Raw genomic sequence first — 16,642 nt, forward strand, 5'->3', positions numbered from 1 at the left:
TAATTTTAACAGATGAGCATTTTAAAAGGAGTTGGTGTAGCATTAGTTACACCCTTTAATGAAGATTTATCCGTTGATTTTGACAGCTTGACAAAACTTGTTGAGTACAATATCGAAAACGGAACCAATTATTTAGTTGTTTTGGGAACTACAGCAGAAGCTGCAACGCTTTCAGCTGAGGAAAAGAAACAGGTGGTAGATCACATCATTAAGGTAAACAGTAAACGTCTTCCGCTGGTTTTGGGAATCGGTGGCAATAATACGCTTGAAGTTAAAAAACAGATTGAAGAAACAGATCTTTCAGATTTTACGGCTGTTTTATCGGTTTCTCCATATTACAACAAACCTAATCAGGAAGGGCTTTATCAGCATTATAAAGCGTTAGCTTCTACAGGGAAAAATATTATCATTTATAACGTTCCGTCAAGAACAGGACAAAATTTAGAAGCTGAAACAACGTTACGTTTGGCAAATGAATTCCGAAATTTATTCTTAATTAAAGAAGCAGCACCCAATATTCTTCAATATTTTGATATTTTGAGAAAAAAACCAGAAGGTTTCAATTTGGTTTCCGGGGATGACGAATTTACACTTCCTGTAACTTTAGCGGGTGGTGCAGGAGTGATTTCTGTAATTGCACAAGGTTATCCGAAAGAATTTTCAGCGATGGTTCAGTTGGCTTTTGATAAAAAAGTAGACGAGGCTTATGAGATTCACAACAAGTTGGTTGAAATTACAAGACTGATTTTCGCAGAAGGAAACCCTTGCGGAATTAAAGCGGTTTTAGCAGAAAAGGGAATTGTTAAAAATTATCTAAGACTTCCTTTGGTGCCTGCTTCAGAAGGACTTTATGCTAAAATTAAAGCTGAAATGGCGAAAATTTAAGAAAGTCAATTGTCAATATGTCAATTGTGAATTTTTAAATTTATAATAAAATTAAAGTGAAAAGTTTAATGCTTTTCACTTTTTTAATCTTAATTCTAAAATATTAAACCACAAAAGTCACAAAAGTTCATAGAGTTTTAATTAATTATCACTTAAAGTTCAAAAAGCGTTATGTTTTTTAAAGTTAGCTATCCGTTTTGTGAACTTTTAAAAGGAAATCGTTACAACTTAAATATTTTAAAAAAAACTTTTGTGACTTTTGTGGTAAAAAAATAAAATGAAATTAATCAAAGCAACCGAAGAAAATATTCCTTTAATTCAGGATTTAGCCAAAAGATCCTGGGAAAATGCCTATGCCGAAATTCTTTCAAAAGAGCAGATGAATTATATGCTTGAAACCATGTATTCAGAAACTGAAATTTCAGAACATTTAAAAAATCCTCATTACCATTATTATCTTGTTTTTGATGAAAATTCAAATGAATACGACGGATTCCTAGGCTTTGAAAATCATTATGAAGAAAACACGACAAAACTGCATCGAATTTATTTAGTTCCGGAAAGCAAAGGAAAAGGTTTAGGAAAGAAAACGCTTGATTTTCTAAACGAAAAAGTAAAAGAAAGTGGTGATAATCGAATTATTTTAAATGTAAATAAATACAATTCAGCGCAAAAATTCTACGAATCTCAAGGCTATAAAATCTATGACGAAGGCGTTTTTGATATCGGAAATGGTTATGTAATGGATGATTATTTGATGGGGAAATCGCTTTAAAAAAAGAAATTACTTTTTTATGAAACATCTGTTTGTAATTATCACAATTTTTTTATTTAGCAATTTTTTTGCACAAAATGATGTAGAGCTTAAAATAATTAATGACACGATTAAAAAAGTTTCAGTATTTGATAACAATAATATCGTTTATACTATTAAAAATGTTTCGGATAAAAGTTACTTAATTATTTTAGATTCTGAAGAATTCAATGAAGCTGATGAATATTATGTAGAACCCAGATTCTTAGGGCTTCCAGATTACTATATTTTTGAAAAAAATGTATTGCTAAAAAGTGATTATGCATTTCATAATGGACAAAATAAATTTGATGTAAATAATACTCATATAGATTTTAAAAGATTCGAACAATCATTTTCTAAATTATTTAGTGATGAAGATTTAGAAATTGCATTCCGAATTAGTAAAAATATTATAAGGTTAAAACCTGGAGAGGAAAGACATTTTTCGACAAAAGTCAATTTCCCAAGTTATAAAAGTAGATTCATAGATTTGAAAAATAAATCTGAATATTATTTTCAAATCAGTCTGAAGACTCCAAAAGAGATTGTCGAAATATATTATCAACCTATTAGAGATAAAAATAGTAAGGATTCTATTTTTGTGGGACAGATATTTTCAAATAAAATTCCTTTAATTTATGAGGTTTATAACGATAAGTGAATTTTGAAATCTAAGAAATCTTACTCCACTTATTTTTCCCTTTATAATTCTGCAGATAATAATTTTTAATAATCATATTTTCAGGTCTTGAAAGATGAGGGTCGGCTTCCAAAATTTTTTCAACCATTTTTTTTGTGGCTTTAATAATGGGCGCATCATTCACCAGATCAAGTCTTTTAAAATCAACGACACCGCTCTGTTGAGTTCCCAAAATATCTCCCGGACCACGCAATTGCATATCGACTTCAGAAATTTTAAAGCCGTCATTCGTTTCAACCATTGTTTTAATTCTGGTTCGACTGTCGCTCGATAACTTATCGGAAGTCATTAGAATGCAATAGCTTTGTTCAGCACCTCTTCCAACTCTTCCACGAAGCTGATGAAGTTGCGAAAGTCCAAATCTCTCAGAACTTTCAATGACCATTACCGAAGCATTGGGAACATTCACTCCAACTTCAATTACGGTTGTTGCAACCATAATCTGAGACTTTCCTGATGCGAAATAATTCATTGCGGCATCTTTTTCATCAGGTTTCATCTTCCCGTGAAGCATCGTTACATTGTAGTTTGAGAAATTATCCATCACATTTTCCAAGCCTTCCATCAGATTTTTATAATCTAGCGTTTCAGATTCCTCAATAAGTGGATACACAAAATAAATTTGTCTGCCTTTTCGAATCTCTTCATGACAAAAATGATAGACGTAAGCCCGGTCTTTTTCTCTTCGATGAGCCGTAATAATTGGTTTTCTTCCGATTGGCAATTCATCAATTACTGAAACATCAAGATCAGAATAAAAACTCATCGCCAAAGTTCTTGGAATCGGTGTAGCGGTCATCACCAAAATATGAGGCGGAATTTTATTTTTAGCCCAAAGTTTAGCTCTTTGAGCAACGCCAAACCGGTGCTGTTCGTCAATAATTGCCAGTCCAAGATTTTTAAACTTCACTTTATCTTCCAGAACCGCATGTGTTCCTACCAAAATAGAAAGTTCACCATTCTCAAGCTCTTCATGAAGTATTTTTCTAGCGGAAGCTTTCACAGAACCCGTCAAAAGACTGACTTTAACTTCCGTATCTTTTAATAAATCTTTTATTCCGTTGTAATGTTGTTGTGCAAGAATTTCTGTCGGTGCCATTAAACAGCTTTGAAATCCATTATCTAAAGCAATCAGCATTGTTAACAAAGCCACCATTGTTTTTCCCGAACCAACATCGCCCTGCAAAAGTCGGTTCATCTGAATCGGCTTTTTCATGTCTATTCTGATTTCCTTCAATACTCTTTTTTGTGCGTTGGTCAGTTCAAAAGGAAGATGATTTTCGTAAAATCCGGTAAAATAATCGCCCACAATCGGGAAAGGATTTCCAATGGATTGTGTTTTATGATGAAGTTTTTTTAAAGCATAACCCAACTGAAAAAAGAATGATTCTTCAAATCGCAATCGGTTGTCTGCTTTTTCAAAATGTTGTTGGTCTTTCGGAAAATGAATGTTCAGAAAGGTATGTTGCCTCGATAAAAATTGATAGTGACGAATCATGTATTCCGGAAGGTTTTCCTGAATCAGATTCGGTATTTCTTTGCAAATATTCCTTAAAATGTTTTGAAAGAATTTCTGGTTTAAACCTCTTTTGCTCAGTTTTTCAGAGCTTGGATAAATGGGTTTTAATCTTGTCTCGGTTTCTTTATTTTCCTCCGCTTCAATTTCCGGATGCGGCATCGAAAACTGATTGTTAAAAACATTGATTTTTCCGAAAATATAAACTTCCCGATTAATGGGAATCTGTTCTTTCAGCCATTTTGAATACTGAAACCAAACCAGATCCATCGTTCCGGTATGGTCATTGAATTTTGCTGAAAGCCTTTTTGTTTTTCCGGTCTGAATTTCCTGAACAGAAGTAATTTTTCCTTTTAACTGAACTTCAATAGTGCTTTCCTGAAGAGTAGAAACTGTAAAAATTTTACTTTTATCTAAATATCGGATCGGATAAAAATTTAGAAAATCTTCTACGATAGAAATTCCCAACACATTTTTAATGAGTTTGGCGCGATCGGAACCGATTCCTTTGACAAATTCTATGGGAGTTTCTAAAGTCAGAAAATAATTTTTGAAGCACGAATTTCGTGAAATTTCAGGAATAAAAAAAGCTTTCAGATGTGAAAGCCTTGTTTTTGTTTTGCTCTCGCTGATTATGCGGATGCAGCATATTTTATTGATTAATCTGCCACGAATACACAAAATAATTAAGAAAAGGATTCGTGCATTCGGGGCTGTACCAATTTAAAGCTAAAAGCTATCAGCCAAAAAAATTAGTCTTTTATCTTTGATTTGAATTTCTTCTGATAATCTTCCCATTCTTCACGGGTTTTAATTTTTTTATACAGATCACCGGAAATCAATGAAAGATAGGGTTCTAATTCTTTTGCAGATAATTCGCCCTGCAAAATTGTAATAGGGCTTCCGTTTTCATCAAGAAAAACCGTACTTGGGACGGCATTTACATTCATATATTGAGTAAACTCATGAAGCGAATTTCTTCCTTTCTTATGAGTTGTATTTTCATTGGAGAACTTTCTACCGAAAATTTCGATGGTTCTTTTATCTTCGGCATCAAATTTTACAGGATAATAATTTTCATTTAAAAATTCAGCAATAATGGCATGTCCGTATGTTTTTTTATCCATTATTTTGCATGGGCCGCACCAATCAGCATAAAAATCAATCAGTATTTTCTTGGGCTGAGTTTTCTGTGCGTTTAATGCTTCTTCAATCGTCATCCATTTTACTTGTGAAAAGGCAAAAAAAGATTGGATGATAAAGATGAATGCGAATATTTTTTTCATAATTGTTTTAATATTAATTCATTAGCGAACTTCCTGCATGAGTTTTTTCACCCACGGTGCAATCAAAATTAATACCACACCGGCAATTACCGCGTAAAGTCCGAGTTGTTTGTAACCTTCAGTATAGGTCATTAGAGCGTCATAGTTTGTTGAACCTTCTTTTGCATCAGCCAAGCCGGCTCCGATAATTCCCGCAACGTATTGCCCGTAAGCTGAAGCGAGAAACCACATTCCCATCATCATTCCCTGAAGATTTTTTGTGGAAAGTTTAGTCATAATAGACAATCCGATAGGAGAGAGGCATAATTCCCCCAAAGTGATGACCAATAAAGCCAATGTGAAGAAATTTAATGAAGTAATTCCCTGTAAATCGGCAAATAATCTTGTGGCAAATAAAACGTAATATCCTAATCCTAAAAAGATGAAACCAAGACCAAATTTGATGATTGTATTCGGTTCAATTTTTCTTTTACTCATCCAGATCCATAATAACCCAAGTAACGGAGCGAGGAAAATAATGAAAAATGCCCCCCCTGAATTATTGACGCCATTCGGATCTAATCCGAAAAGGTCTTTATTTAAATTTTTGGCTGCGAAAATACTTAATGAACCCCCACTTTGCTCATAGATTCCCCAAAATAAAATAGAGAATATGATAAAAATCAAAGCTGCCCAAAGTTTGTTTCTTTCAGCGGTCGTTACTTTTGACATTTCAAAGAAGAGATAAATCAAAGTTAATGGCCCTACTGTCCACATGAAGTAGTCTGTATATTGTGGAACAGAAACCATTTTCATAATAATCGGAACAAAAATCAGGGATAAAATATAAACTCCATATTCTTTCCATTTTGGCATCGGCGCAGATTTTACTTCTTGTAACGGATGTCCCGGCTGAAGCCCGATTGTTCCTAAGGTTCTTTGAGTGAAAACGAAATTAATTAAGCTAATGACCATTACAATTGCCGCTAATCCGAAGGCGATATTCCATCTTATTCCTTCTGAAATAATGCTTCCAAAAAGTTCTCCTTTACCGATAGCAATGCATAAATATCCGCCTAGTAATGCACCGAGATTGATTCCGGCATAAAACAGCGAAAATCCTGCATCTGCTCTTGAATCATTGGGCTTATAAAGCTGACCTACCATTGAGGAAATATTTGGCTTGAAAAAACCGGTTCCTACCACGGTAAATGCAATTCCTAAAAAGAAAAATTGGTGTGGATCTGCAGCGAGAATTAAACTTCCGACAATCATTAATAATCCGCCCCAAAAGAGTGATTTTCTAAATCCTAAAATTTTATCAGCAAAAAGCCCGCCTACAAAAGTGAAGGCATAAACAAATGCCTGTGTTGCACCATATTGAAGATTGGCTTCTTTTTCATGGAAATTTAATTGGGAAATCATGAAGAAAACGAGCATTCCGCGCATTCCGTAGAAGCAGAACCGTTCCCACATTTCGGAGAAAAATAATGACCAGATTTGTTTTGGATATTTTCCTTTGAAGTTTTGTATTTCGTCGAGCGTTAAGTTCATGAGTGAAAAGTAATTTATAATGAGTAAATGAGAATAATTTTATAATTCTGAGTTTTTGTCTTGTTGATCGAGTTCAAAACGTATTCTATCCTGATCAATAATTTGTTTCAATTCTTCTTCTTTTGGAAGATAAAGCAAATATTTGCTTGCAAAAAGATTATTTTGATCGTTGAGCACAGAGTATTTTACAATCGTTTCATCTTTTTCTGAACATAAAAGAATTCCTATGGTTGGATTGTCACCTTCGCCTCTCTTCAAATCATCATACATTCTTACGTACATATCAATTTGACCAATGTCCTGATGCGAAAGTTCTCCTGTCTTCAAATCAATGATAACAAAACATTTAAGAATGTAATTGTAAAATACCAAATCAATATAAAAGTCTGATGTATCTGTGGAAATATGCTGCTGTCTTGCAACAAAAGCGAAACCTTTTCCGAATTCTAAAAGGAACTTTTGAATGTGATCTATAATTCCTGTTTCAATTTCTTTTTCAGAAATTTTTTCACTGGGTTTTAATCCTAAAAATTCAAAAATGTAAGGGTCTTTTAAAACGCTTTGAATAGTTTCTGTAGAAGTTTTTTTATGTTCTAAAACTCTTTCGTAAGCTAATGAATTAATTTGTCTTTTTAAATCTCTGTAATTCCAGTTGTTTTGTATGGATTCATTAATATAATAATTCATTTTGTCTGAATTATCTAATTTTATTAATAGCCTATAATGTGTCCAACTCAATTGTTGACGCAATGCGTCAACAATTGGAAATGCGGTATAAAACTTTCGCATATTGGAGAGATTCGTATAATCAAAACCTTTTCCGAATTCTAAAGTAAGTTTCTTAGAGAGATTTTTAAGGATAAATTTTCCATATTCAGCCCGTTCTTTGCCTTTTTGTTCGTTTTCAATAATGAGTTGTCCGATTTGCCAGTAAGTGAGCAGTAGAGTAGAGTTCGCAATCCGAAAAACCTTTTCGCGCGACTGAATAATAATTTCCTTTATGGATTGAAATAAAATATCTTCGGAAATTTCCATCTTACGAATGTAAAAAAAACCTCTGAAAAAATCAGAGGTTTAATTATTATTTTGAAATAATGTTATTTATTTTATTCCGTGCATTTTCTTTTCAAGCCATCTGCTGATAACGAAAAGGATTAAAGCAGCTACACCACACATAATAACGAAAACGATGAAGAAATCGAATAAATCTGTGATCTGGAATCCCATGAAAGATGTTGTTTTTGGAGCTTCTCCGCTTTCTCCACCTCCGGGAATTAATGCTGATAATGTTCCTGCAAATTTGTTTGCCGCAGCATTTGCCAAAAACCATGTTCCCATTAATAAAGATGAGAATCTTACAGGTGATAGTTTAGAAACCATCGAAAGACCAATTGGTGAAAGACAAAGTTCTCCCATTGTATGGATTACATAAAGACCAATTAGCCAGAACATGGAAACTTTATCCATCATTCCTAATCCGTAAACTGCATAAGCAATTACCAAATATCCAAAAGATATTAAAGCTAAACCATAAGCCATTTTCTTTGGTGATGAAGGCTCTTTACCTCTGTTACCCAATCTCAACCAGATAGATGAGAATAAAGGAGCTAAAAGTAAAATCGCCAATGCGTTTACCGACTGGAAATAACTTGCAGGCATCTCCCATCCGAAAAGATTTCGGTCTGTTTGTCTGTCTGCGAAAATCGTTAGTGATGCACCAGCTTGCTCAAAAGCTCCCCAGAAGAAAATTACGAAGAATGCCAAGATGAAAATTACGATAATTCTGTCTTTTTCGTCTTTTGTAAGGCTTTTATCAGTTAAAACAATCAGTGGCATAAGAATCATCGCTCCGTAAATAAGGTAGCCGATGACATCCAAATCACTGTTGAACATTGTTTTAAAGTTCATTAAAAAGAAAATTAAACCAATAGATCCAATTACCATTCCCCATTGTGCGATTCCGAACTTGTTTGTAGGCAATCCGATAGGTTTATTGTCGGCATCTACAAGAACTTTGTTTTTAGAGATAATAAAAGTAACAAGACCGATCAACATACCGATTCCAGCTGCCAAAAATCCCCATTTGAAATCAACTTTTTCAGCTAAAGTACCACAAATAAGCGGTGACATAAATGCTCCAAGGTTGATACCCATATAGAAAATCGTGAACGCAGAATCTACACGACGATCTCCTTGAGGATAAAGCTGCCCAACCATTGTCGAAATATTTGGTTTAAAGAAACCATTTCCAATAATCAACATTGTTAATCCCATCCACATCAAGGTTACAGCACTTGCTCCGGTTGCCGAAGCACTGAAAAATAGGATGAACTGACCAATTGCCATTAATATTCCGCCAATTTCAATACTTCTTCTGTTTCCTAAGTATCGATCTGCCAAATATCCTCCCAATAATGGAGTTAAATAAACGAGACCGGTATAACTTCCATAGATTTCGGAAGCTTCTGCATCTCCCATCAAAAGCATTTTAGTCATGTATAGAACGAAAATAGCTCTCATTCCATAATATGAGAAACGTTCCCACATTTCAGTCATAAACAAAAGGTAGAGTCCTTTAGGGTGACCTTTTGCTGTTTTTGCTGTATCCATATGTAATTGTTAAATTTCTGTTAAGACCCACAAATATAGTTTTTTTTGTGTTTTTGGCAAGATTTTAATTTTATTTTTAAAATAAAAAAGCCACAGAATTGTCTGCGGCTTATTATTTCGAATTTTTAGAAGTTAATTTACTCCCTTTTCTTTCATAATTTTATTCAATCTTTTGAGGATTGAGAGTCCGAGTAAGGTAGCTAAAAGTAATAACCCAAAGTTCACGATAAAGAAATTGGCTTTATTGTCATAATCATACCAGAAGCTTGCTAAAACACCTGAAAGTTTGTTTCCAATTGACGTTGAAAGGAAAAATCCACCCATCATCAATGCTGTTAATCTTGGCGGTGAAAGTTTAGAGACTAAAGATAATCCCATCGGAGAAAGACATAATTCGCCGACTGTAATAACTCCATACGCTGCAACCAGCCACAAAGCTGAAACTTTTACCCAACCATTTTGTCCTGCATAAACTGCTCCGACCATTACTAAGCACGATAAAGCCGAGATAAATAGTCCCAAAACGATTTTCGACGGTGTACTTGGCTCTTTTCCTTTTTTGCGAAGCATCATGAAAAATGCAACGACAACCGGAGTCAATAAAATCACCCAACCCGGATTAATCGACTGGAATAGTTCTGTATTGTAAAGATTCACTGTTTGTGAAGGATTTGCTTCTAATTTCGTTTTGTCAGCTTCAGAAACATTTCTGAAATAAATATCTTTTCCTTGCTCTTTTTGAGGTTTTCCGGAAGCATCTTTTACTGTTTGATACTGATCGTCGTAAACCGAAACTTCTTTATCCTGATAATCCTTTTTATCAACTAAGAAAATTGCTTCTAAAGGTTTTTCTACGGCAGCAGGAACGGTTCTTTCAGTATAATAATTTGCCCAACGCGTTAAAGCAGTTCCGTTTTGTTTGAAAACTGCCCAAAACATTAAGCTTACTGCAAAAATTGCCAATAGTGCTCCGATTGGCTTTTTGTCTTCTGCATTTGCCTTTACATAAAGCATAACGTAGAAATAAATCACTGGAATACACGCGAAAATAAATGCATCTGTACTGTCGCTTCCAAAAATATTGTTTGGAATAAACCAACCAATCAATCCAAAAATTACTGCAGGTAAAAATACTTTTACTAAAACATCAGAAATTTTAGTGTCTCCTTCTTGTGCAGGTTTCAAAACATTTGCCTGAAGAATATGCTGTCTTCCGATGGTGAAAACCAAAAGTCCAACAAACATTCCGACTCCCGCGGTCATAAATGCGGGTCCCCATCCGTATTTGTTACGCATGAAAGCAGCAATAATATTACAGACAAAAGCCCCAATATTAATTCCCATATAGAAAATATTGTAACCTGCATCTTTATTGGCTTTGTAAGGTTCTTCGTTGTATAAGTTCCCTAAAAGTGTAGAAATACTTGGTTTGAAAAATCCGTTTCCGATTATGATTAAAGCTAAAGAAGCGTAAAATAGAGGTAGTTCTTTAAAAAAACCAATTCCGAGATAACCTAATCCCATCAAGAATCCGCCAATGTAGATTGCTTTGATGTATCCTAAAACTCTGTCGGCTAAAAATCCACCTAAAAATGGTGTTAAATAAGTTAATGCGATAAAAGTTCCGAAAATATCATCAGCGCTTTTATCATCAAAAGCCAATCCGCCTTTTTCACTGTCGATCATGTACAGCACAAAAATTCCGAGAATCAGATAATAGCCGAAACGCTCCCACATTTCTGTAAAAAATAGATAGGGAAGCCCTTTAGGATGTTTGGTTTTCATGTATAAGATTTTTACAATTTCACAAATATAAAATTTTAAAAACAATATTTGAATTTTATTAACTTTGAGTAAAATTTAAATGAGATGGAAATTAGCATTAAAGAGATAGAGCAAAATTTAAAATCTCTCCCGAAAGAATTTTTAGGACAGGTGAATGATTATATTGAATTTTTGAAGTCAAAATATTCAGAAGCGAAAACAGAAAGAGATTGGGCTGATAATTTAACGGATTCTCAAAAGCAATCAATTAACAAAGGATTTGACGATATAAAAAATGAGAAAACCTATTCTCATGAAGAAGCAAAGGAAAAAATTAAACAATATCTTTTAGAAAAATCAAAATAACATGGAAGTTGTTTGGTCTGAAGAGAGTTTGCAAAATTACTTTCGTATTTTGGATTATTTACTTGAAAAATGGTCTTTAAGAGAGATTGAAAATTTTGAAAGTAGATTTGAAGATTTAATTTTGAGATTAAAGAATCATAAAGAAATTTGTCCTAAGTCATTACTTTTGAATTATAGAAGGTGTTTGATTGATAAAAACAATTCGCTTATTTATCAGGAAGTTAATAATGTGATTTTTTTGGTTGCTATCATTGATAATAAAAGTTCACACAGTTACTAAATAAAAAAATCACTCAAATTCTGAGTGATTTTTTACTTCCAGCTTCCGTCTTCCAACTTCCACCATTATTAAAGGTTTTCCAAAATAAAATCAGTCATTTTCTGGTAAAGCTGCGGTCTCGTCTGTCCACCGTAAATTCCGTGGTTTTTATCAGGATAAGCCATAAATTCAAACTGTTTTTTGTTCTGAATCAACGCTTCAGAAAACTCCATGGAATTCTGAAAATGTACGTTATCATCGGCAGTTCCGTGAATTAATAAGAATTTCCCTTTCAATAAATTCGCATAAGTTGTTGGTGAATTTTCATCATATCCTGCAGGGTTTTCCTGTGGGGTCAGCAAAAATCTTTCCGTGTAAACAGAATCATAATATCTCCAGTTCGTAACCGGTGCAACGGCTATTCCTGTTTTAAAAACATCCGCACCTTTTGTCATTGCTAAACTCGCCATATAACCTCCGAAGCTCCATCCGAAAATTCCGATTCTTGTTTTATCAATATATTTTTGATTACCCAACCATTTTGCAGCTGCAATCTGATCTTCAATTTCGTATTTTCCTAAGTTTTTATAAGTAACTTTTTTGAATTTCGCTCCTTTAAAGCCCGTTCCACGACCATCTACACAAGCAATAATGTACCCTTTTTGAGCTAACATTTCAAACCAAAGCGCATTTCCGTTATCCCAGGAATTGGCAACCTGTTGAGAACCCGGTCCTGAATATTGATACATGAATAAAGGATATTTCTTATTCGGATCGAAGTTTTTAGGCTTAATAATCCATGCGTTCATCTGATCTCCTGCTGCATTTGGAATGGTGATAAATTCTTTTACAGAGAAATTGTCTGCCTGTAATTTTTTAAGCTGATCATCGTTGTTTTGAAGTTCTTTTAGTTGCTTTCCATTACCATCTTTTAAAATATAAGTGTAAGGTTTTGCAGCTGTAGAAGAAGTTTCGATGAAATAATTATAGTTTTTGCTGAAATTTGCAGAGTTATTTCCGTCTGCATTTGAAATCAGCTGAGATTTTCCGTTTTGAATATTAATTTTTGAAACCACTTTATTAATGCTTCCTTTCTCTGTGGTCTGAACGAAAATTTCCTGAGATTTCGGATTGTAACCGTAATATTCTGTTACTTCCCAGTTGCCTTTTGTAACCTGTTTTTTCAGCTTTCCGTCTTTGTCGTACCAGTATAAATGACGAAAACCATCTCTTTCAGAAGCCCAAAGGAAAGAATTGTCTTCCAGAAATTCTAAAGTTACATTATCAGTATCAATCCATTTGTCGTCACTCTCCGTGAATAATTTTGTTGCCTGACCTGTTTTTGTATTTACTTTTAAAACATCAGAAGCATTTTGCGTTCTTTGTGAAGTAATTAAAACAATCTCATCCGGATTTGCCGTTTGGAAAACATTTGGAATGTAATAGTTTTTAAAATTATCCAGATTAACTTTTGATTTTTTACCGTCTGCCAAATGATAGATGTACGCTGAAGCTACAGAATTTTTTTCTCCTGCTTTCGGATATTTGTAGCGCATTTCATTCGGATAAAGCGATTTCCCGTAAATTGGAATGTAAATTTCCGGAACATCGGTTTCAACCAGTTTTACGAATAAAATATCTGCGGAATTTTTTGTCCATTCATATAATCTTGCATGACCGAATTCTTCTTCATACACCCAGTCTGCCAAACCGTTCAAAACTTTGTTTTTTACCCCGTGCTCCGTAATCTGCGTGATTTTTCCTGAATTTAAATCCTGATAAAACAAATTATTATCTACAATGAAAGAAATTTTGGTCGCATCCGGAGAAAATCTTGGTTCCTGAACAGGTTTTCCATCGTTTAAACTTAAATTTTTCTCCGATTTTAAATCTTTTACATCATAAACACCCAAAAAAGAATGTCTGTAGATCGGCTGACTCTCTTTTAACAAAAGAATCTTCGATTCGTCATCAGAAAATTCATAGCTTTCGAAACTTCCGTCAACTAAATTCCCTTCTTTCTGAGAGGTTTTATAAGAATATTTTGCAATACCTGTTGGCTCGATCACAAGATAATTTTCACCGTTTTTCATAGACGTAATTCCGGCAATGCCTTTTCCACGGTAGTATCCTGAATATATTTTATCTAAAGTAATTTCCTGCGCAGAGATATTCTGAAATGCCGCAAGAACAGTTAAAGTAAGTAAGAATTTTTTCATTTCTAATTTTAAGGAAATCCAAAGATAATAATTTTATTAAACCGAATTTAAAAAGCAATATTGTAAGTGTTTTGGCAAAAAAATTGAATAGGTTATAGGTAATAAAGAAGATAATTATGGAAACTAAGGAAAACAAAAGAAAACTCAACCGTTATGATCTAGATGATCAGACCGTATTTACAGGATTTGCAAATTTTGCAGATGCTGAAAACTATACACAGCATGAAGGTGGTAAACTTGTAGAAGTGGCTTTTAAAGACGGAAACGACAATCCTTATATTACAGATGAAGCTGGATTGATTGATAAGAAATTACATTATTATGTAGATGCGGGAGATGAATATAAATTTATTCATTCTACAGATCCAGGATTCAGAAAATATGCAGACGAGCTGCAAAAGATTAAAGCTAAACTTACCCAATCTCCACCGGATGAAAGATATTTGGCAAATTTTGAGATTGAGAATGCAGAAGATCCGATTATTGTTTTGAAAAATGACCAATTCGAATCGGTAACTTCCAGAGAGCGCTCAAAATATTTGAAGCACGCAAAAGTGTATGAAATCGGTGTATCAGTATCAAAATCTTAATATTTAAAATCATGAGCAAGACAAAATACTCAGAAAAAGCTCAGAAAAAAGTAGGAAAAGTGATGAAGGAATTTAAAGAAGGTAAATTAAAATCTTCTTCTGGTGACAAAGTTACAAACAAAAAACAAGCAGTTGCCATCGGTATTTCTGAAGCAAAAGAAGCCGGACTGAAAGTTCCCAAACAGAAAAAGAAAAAAGATTAATTCAATAAAAAATCAGCCTGAAATTTTCAGGCTGATTTTTATTTTGTAGAACTGTGAAATGTTAACCAAAAATATTACACCTTATGATTATACAAAAGATTGTAATACTCATCTGCCATTCGGTCACTATTGAAATTTTCTTTTACATCTTTCATCGAATTGTGCTGAATTTTTCTCCATTTGTCATGTTGGTCATAATAGGTAGGAAGAATTTCATTTTCTAAAATTTCATATAATTTATTTAAATCATAATTATCCTGCTCGTAAATACTCATGTTCAAATAGTCTGCTTTTGGAACAACGAAAGAGTTTTCTCCAGGTTTTGCAAACTCAGGAATCCAGCCGTCATCAGTAGAAAGGTTTATAGAACCGTTCATTGCGGCAGTCATTCCTGAAGTTCCTGAAGCTTCTCTAGGAACTCTCGGATTATTCAGCCATAAATCTGAACCTTGTTTTAAAGATTTGCTTAAAGAAAGTTCATAACCTGTAAGAACCGCCATGTTTTTGTGGTTTTTGCTTTCTTCCACCAAAACATTAAACATAGAAATTGAAGAATAATCCATCGGATAAGGTTTTCCGGCCCAAATAATCTGTACAGGATATTTCGGATTGTTCAGTAGCTTTCTGAATCTTTCTTTATCATGTAAAAGCAAATCTGCCCTTTTGTAACCTGCAAATCTTCTTGCCCAAACGATTGTGAAGACATTCGGATCGAATAAATTTCCGGTCTGGTCGGCTACAATCCTGAATAATCTTTTCTTTAAAATTTTCTTTCGGTAATCGAAAAGCGTATCGTTGTTTTCATCTTTAGCAATATACAATTCCTTATCGCCCCAATATTTAAATTCTTGAGCGTTGGTAATCGATTTTATTTCGCAGATTCCGGGATATTTGCTCCACATAGCTCTCGAAACTTCACCATGAAGTTTAGAAACTCCGTTGGCCACTCTGGCCATTTTCAGTGCACACAGCGAGTGATTAAATAAATCACCATCTGAGCCTTCGATTTTTTTTGCCTCTTCCATGCTTAAGCCTGAAAAATAAGACATATCGTAGCATAATCTTAGATTGTGCTTTTCGTTTCCTGCTTCTTCGGGAGTATGGGTTGTGAAGACCAGTTTTTCTTTTACTTTTTGAATGTCTCCGTTGTATTTTTTTAATAAATGAAATGCAGCGGGAAGTCCGTGAGCTTCGTTTAGATGATAAACATCTCTTTCGATATTCATTTCATCTAAAAGTTTTGCACCACCTTTTCCAAGCAAAATATATTGGGCAAGTTTTGTGGATTCGTTGGCGTCGTACAATCTGTGACAAATGGTTTTTGAGACATGATCGTTTTCCGGAACATCCGTTGAAAGTAAAAACATCGGAGCGGTATTGAAGATCTCCGGATCAAGATACCATACTTTTACCCAAACCGGCGCACTGTGAATCTCAATCTGAAACTTTATACCTGTATCTTCAAGAAAACTGTACATTTTCTTTGTCCAGGTTGGCTGTAAAGTCTGGTCATGATTTCTCGCCTGATCATAATATCCGAATTTCCATAGAATTCCGATTCCGATAAGATCCTGATTAAGGTTGTACGCGCTTCTCATATGAGAACCTGCTAAAAATCCCAATCCTCCTGAATATATTTTCAAAACCTGCTCAATGGCAAATTCCATTGAAAAATAAGCGACTCTTTTTGAGTATTTTGGGTTGATGCTGAACGGCATCTGAAAATTTCTGAAATCCATTAAATGTGTATTTTGTTAAATATAATTTGATTAATTAATTTGATGGTGAAAACAGTATTGGAAAAACTGTGCCTAATATTTAAAATTGTAGTTTTTATCAATGTCTATTTCTTTTATTTTGCGCTAATTCTTACTTTTTTGTAAGATAGTTTATTCAAAGATAAAAATTCGGATGA

Annotated in this window: 15 protein-coding genes; 7 read left to right on the forward strand and 8 right to left on the reverse strand. The window is 33.9% G+C overall.

Going from position 1 to position 16,642, the window contains the following annotated elements:
• Positions 1–12 precede the first annotated feature (12 nt).
• The 3 genes from dapA (at position 13) to BA768_RS01880 (ending at position 2,342) form a co-directional block, all read left to right on the forward strand.
• Complete coding sequence (gene dapA, locus BA768_RS01870; RefSeq protein WP_065719483.1) at positions 13–885, forward strand: 4-hydroxy-tetrahydrodipicolinate synthase; 873 nt, start codon at positions 13–15, stop codon at positions 883–885.
• A gap of 277 nt (positions 886–1,162) precedes the next feature.
• Complete coding sequence (locus BA768_RS01875; protein WP_065719484.1) at positions 1,163–1,660, forward strand: GNAT family N-acetyltransferase; 498 nt, start codon at positions 1,163–1,165, stop codon at positions 1,658–1,660.
• Positions 1,661–1,679: 19 nt separating this feature from the next.
• A complete protein-coding gene (locus tag BA768_RS01880; protein WP_065719485.1) occupies positions 1,680–2,342 on the forward strand; it encodes a hypothetical protein in 663 nt (220 codons plus the stop codon).
• A gap of 10 nt (positions 2,343–2,352) precedes the next feature.
• Here BA768_RS01880 and recG read toward each other — a convergent pair whose 3' ends face one another.
• From recG to BA768_RS01910, 6 genes are all read right to left on the reverse strand, one after another.
• Positions 2,353–4,437 carry an ATP-dependent DNA helicase RecG gene (recG, locus tag BA768_RS01885; RefSeq protein WP_065719577.1) on the reverse strand — a complete coding sequence of 695 codons (2,085 nt, stop codon included), beginning with the start codon at positions 4,435–4,437 and terminating at the stop codon, positions 2,353–2,355.
• Between the two features lie 212 nt (positions 4,438–4,649).
• Positions 4,650–5,183 carry a thioredoxin family protein gene (locus tag BA768_RS01890; RefSeq protein ID WP_051882611.1) on the reverse strand — a complete coding sequence of 178 codons (534 nt, stop codon included), beginning with the start codon at positions 5,181–5,183 and terminating at the stop codon, positions 4,650–4,652.
• Between the two features lie 21 nt (positions 5,184–5,204).
• Positions 5,205–6,716: a peptide MFS transporter gene (locus BA768_RS01895; protein WP_065719486.1), complete on the reverse strand. Its 1,512-nt coding sequence runs from the start codon at positions 6,714–6,716 to the stop codon at positions 5,205–5,207.
• 39 nt (positions 6,717–6,755) lie between these two features.
• Positions 6,756–7,751: a YhcG family protein gene (locus BA768_RS01900; RefSeq protein WP_034674013.1), complete on the reverse strand. Its 996-nt coding sequence runs from the start codon at positions 7,749–7,751 to the stop codon at positions 6,756–6,758.
• A gap of 66 nt (positions 7,752–7,817) precedes the next feature.
• A complete protein-coding gene (locus BA768_RS01905) occupies positions 7,818–9,326 on the reverse strand; it encodes a peptide MFS transporter (protein ID WP_034674015.1) in 1,509 nt (502 codons plus the stop codon).
• A 132-nt stretch (positions 9,327–9,458) separates the two neighbouring features.
• Positions 9,459–11,111 (reverse strand): peptide MFS transporter, encoded by a 1,653-nt coding sequence (locus BA768_RS01910; RefSeq protein ID WP_065719487.1) that lies wholly within the window; start codon positions 11,109–11,111, stop codon positions 9,459–9,461.
• Between the two features lie 84 nt (positions 11,112–11,195).
• On the opposite strand from BA768_RS01910, the gene BA768_RS01915 reads away from it, so the two are divergent.
• Positions 11,196–11,456, forward strand: coding sequence for a DUF2281 domain-containing protein (locus BA768_RS01915; protein ID WP_051882612.1), 261 nt, complete (start codon positions 11,196–11,198; stop codon positions 11,454–11,456).
• Between the two features lies 1 nt (position 11,457).
• The gene (locus tag BA768_RS01920) at positions 11,458–11,736 is read left to right on the forward strand and encodes a type II toxin-antitoxin system RelE/ParE family toxin (RefSeq protein ID WP_065719488.1); all 279 of its coding nucleotides are present in this window, start codon (positions 11,458–11,460) and stop codon (positions 11,734–11,736) included.
• Positions 11,737–11,804: 68 nt separating this feature from the next.
• Here BA768_RS01920 and BA768_RS01925 read toward each other — a convergent pair whose 3' ends face one another.
• On the reverse strand, positions 11,805–13,934 hold the full coding sequence (locus tag BA768_RS01925) for a S9 family peptidase (RefSeq protein WP_065719489.1): 2,130 nt from the start codon (positions 13,932–13,934) through the stop codon (positions 11,805–11,807).
• 116 nt (positions 13,935–14,050) lie between these two features.
• On the opposite strand from BA768_RS01925, the gene BA768_RS01930 reads away from it, so the two are divergent.
• A complete protein-coding gene (locus tag BA768_RS01930) occupies positions 14,051–14,524 on the forward strand; it encodes a hypothetical protein (RefSeq protein WP_034674019.1) in 474 nt (157 codons plus the stop codon).
• Positions 14,525–14,535: 11 nt separating this feature from the next.
• On the forward strand, positions 14,536–14,727 hold the full coding sequence (locus BA768_RS01935) for a DUF6496 domain-containing protein (RefSeq protein ID WP_034674020.1): 192 nt from the start codon (positions 14,536–14,538) through the stop codon (positions 14,725–14,727).
• 74 nt (positions 14,728–14,801) lie between these two features.
• On the opposite strand, the gene glgP is transcribed toward BA768_RS01935, so the two are convergent.
• Entirely contained in the window at positions 14,802–16,466 is a 1,665-nt protein-coding gene (gene glgP, locus BA768_RS01940) for an alpha-glucan family phosphorylase (protein WP_065719490.1), read from the reverse strand.
• Positions 16,467–16,642: the final 176 nt, after the last annotated feature.

It is taken from the genome of Chryseobacterium sp. CBo1 (assembly GCF_001693475.1).
GTDB classification, from domain to species: Bacteria; Bacteroidota; Bacteroidia; order Flavobacteriales; family Weeksellaceae; genus Chryseobacterium; species Chryseobacterium formosense.

Excerpts from the sequence above, each read along its gene's own strand:
- dapA (WP_065719483.1), top strand. The coding sequence starts at position 13 with ATGAGCATTTTAAAAGGAGTTGGTGTAGCATTAGTTACACCCTTTAAT.
- BA768_RS01875 (WP_065719484.1), top strand. The coding sequence starts at position 1,163 with ATGAAATTAATCAAAGCAACCGAAGAAAATATTCCTTTAATTCAGGAT.
- BA768_RS01880 (WP_065719485.1), top strand. The coding sequence starts at position 1,680 with ATGAAACATCTGTTTGTAATTATCACAATTTTTTTATTTAGCAATTTT.
- BA768_RS01890 (WP_051882611.1), bottom strand. The coding sequence starts at position 5,183 with ATGAAAAAAATATTCGCATTCATCTTTATCATCCAATCTTTTTTTGCC.
- BA768_RS01895 (WP_065719486.1), bottom strand. The coding sequence starts at position 6,716 with ATGAACTTAACGCTCGACGAAATACAAAACTTCAAAGGAAAATATCCA.
- BA768_RS01900 (WP_034674013.1), bottom strand. The coding sequence starts at position 7,751 with ATGGAAATTTCCGAAGATATTTTATTTCAATCCATAAAGGAAATTATT.
- BA768_RS01905 (WP_034674015.1), bottom strand. The coding sequence starts at position 9,326 with ATGGATACAGCAAAAACAGCAAAAGGTCACCCTAAAGGACTCTACCTT.
- BA768_RS01910 (WP_065719487.1), bottom strand. The coding sequence starts at position 11,111 with ATGAAAACCAAACATCCTAAAGGGCTTCCCTATCTATTTTTTACAGAA.
- BA768_RS01915 (WP_051882612.1), top strand. The coding sequence starts at position 11,196 with ATGGAAATTAGCATTAAAGAGATAGAGCAAAATTTAAAATCTCTCCCG.
- BA768_RS01920 (WP_065719488.1), top strand. The coding sequence starts at position 11,458 with ATGGAAGTTGTTTGGTCTGAAGAGAGTTTGCAAAATTACTTTCGTATT.
- BA768_RS01925 (WP_065719489.1), bottom strand. The coding sequence starts at position 13,934 with ATGAAAAAATTCTTACTTACTTTAACTGTTCTTGCGGCATTTCAGAAT.
- BA768_RS01930 (WP_034674019.1), top strand. The coding sequence starts at position 14,051 with ATGGAAACTAAGGAAAACAAAAGAAAACTCAACCGTTATGATCTAGAT.
- BA768_RS01935 (WP_034674020.1), top strand. The coding sequence starts at position 14,536 with ATGAGCAAGACAAAATACTCAGAAAAAGCTCAGAAAAAAGTAGGAAAA.
- glgP (WP_065719490.1), bottom strand. The coding sequence starts at position 16,466 with ATGGATTTCAGAAATTTTCAGATGCCGTTCAGCATCAACCCAAAATAC.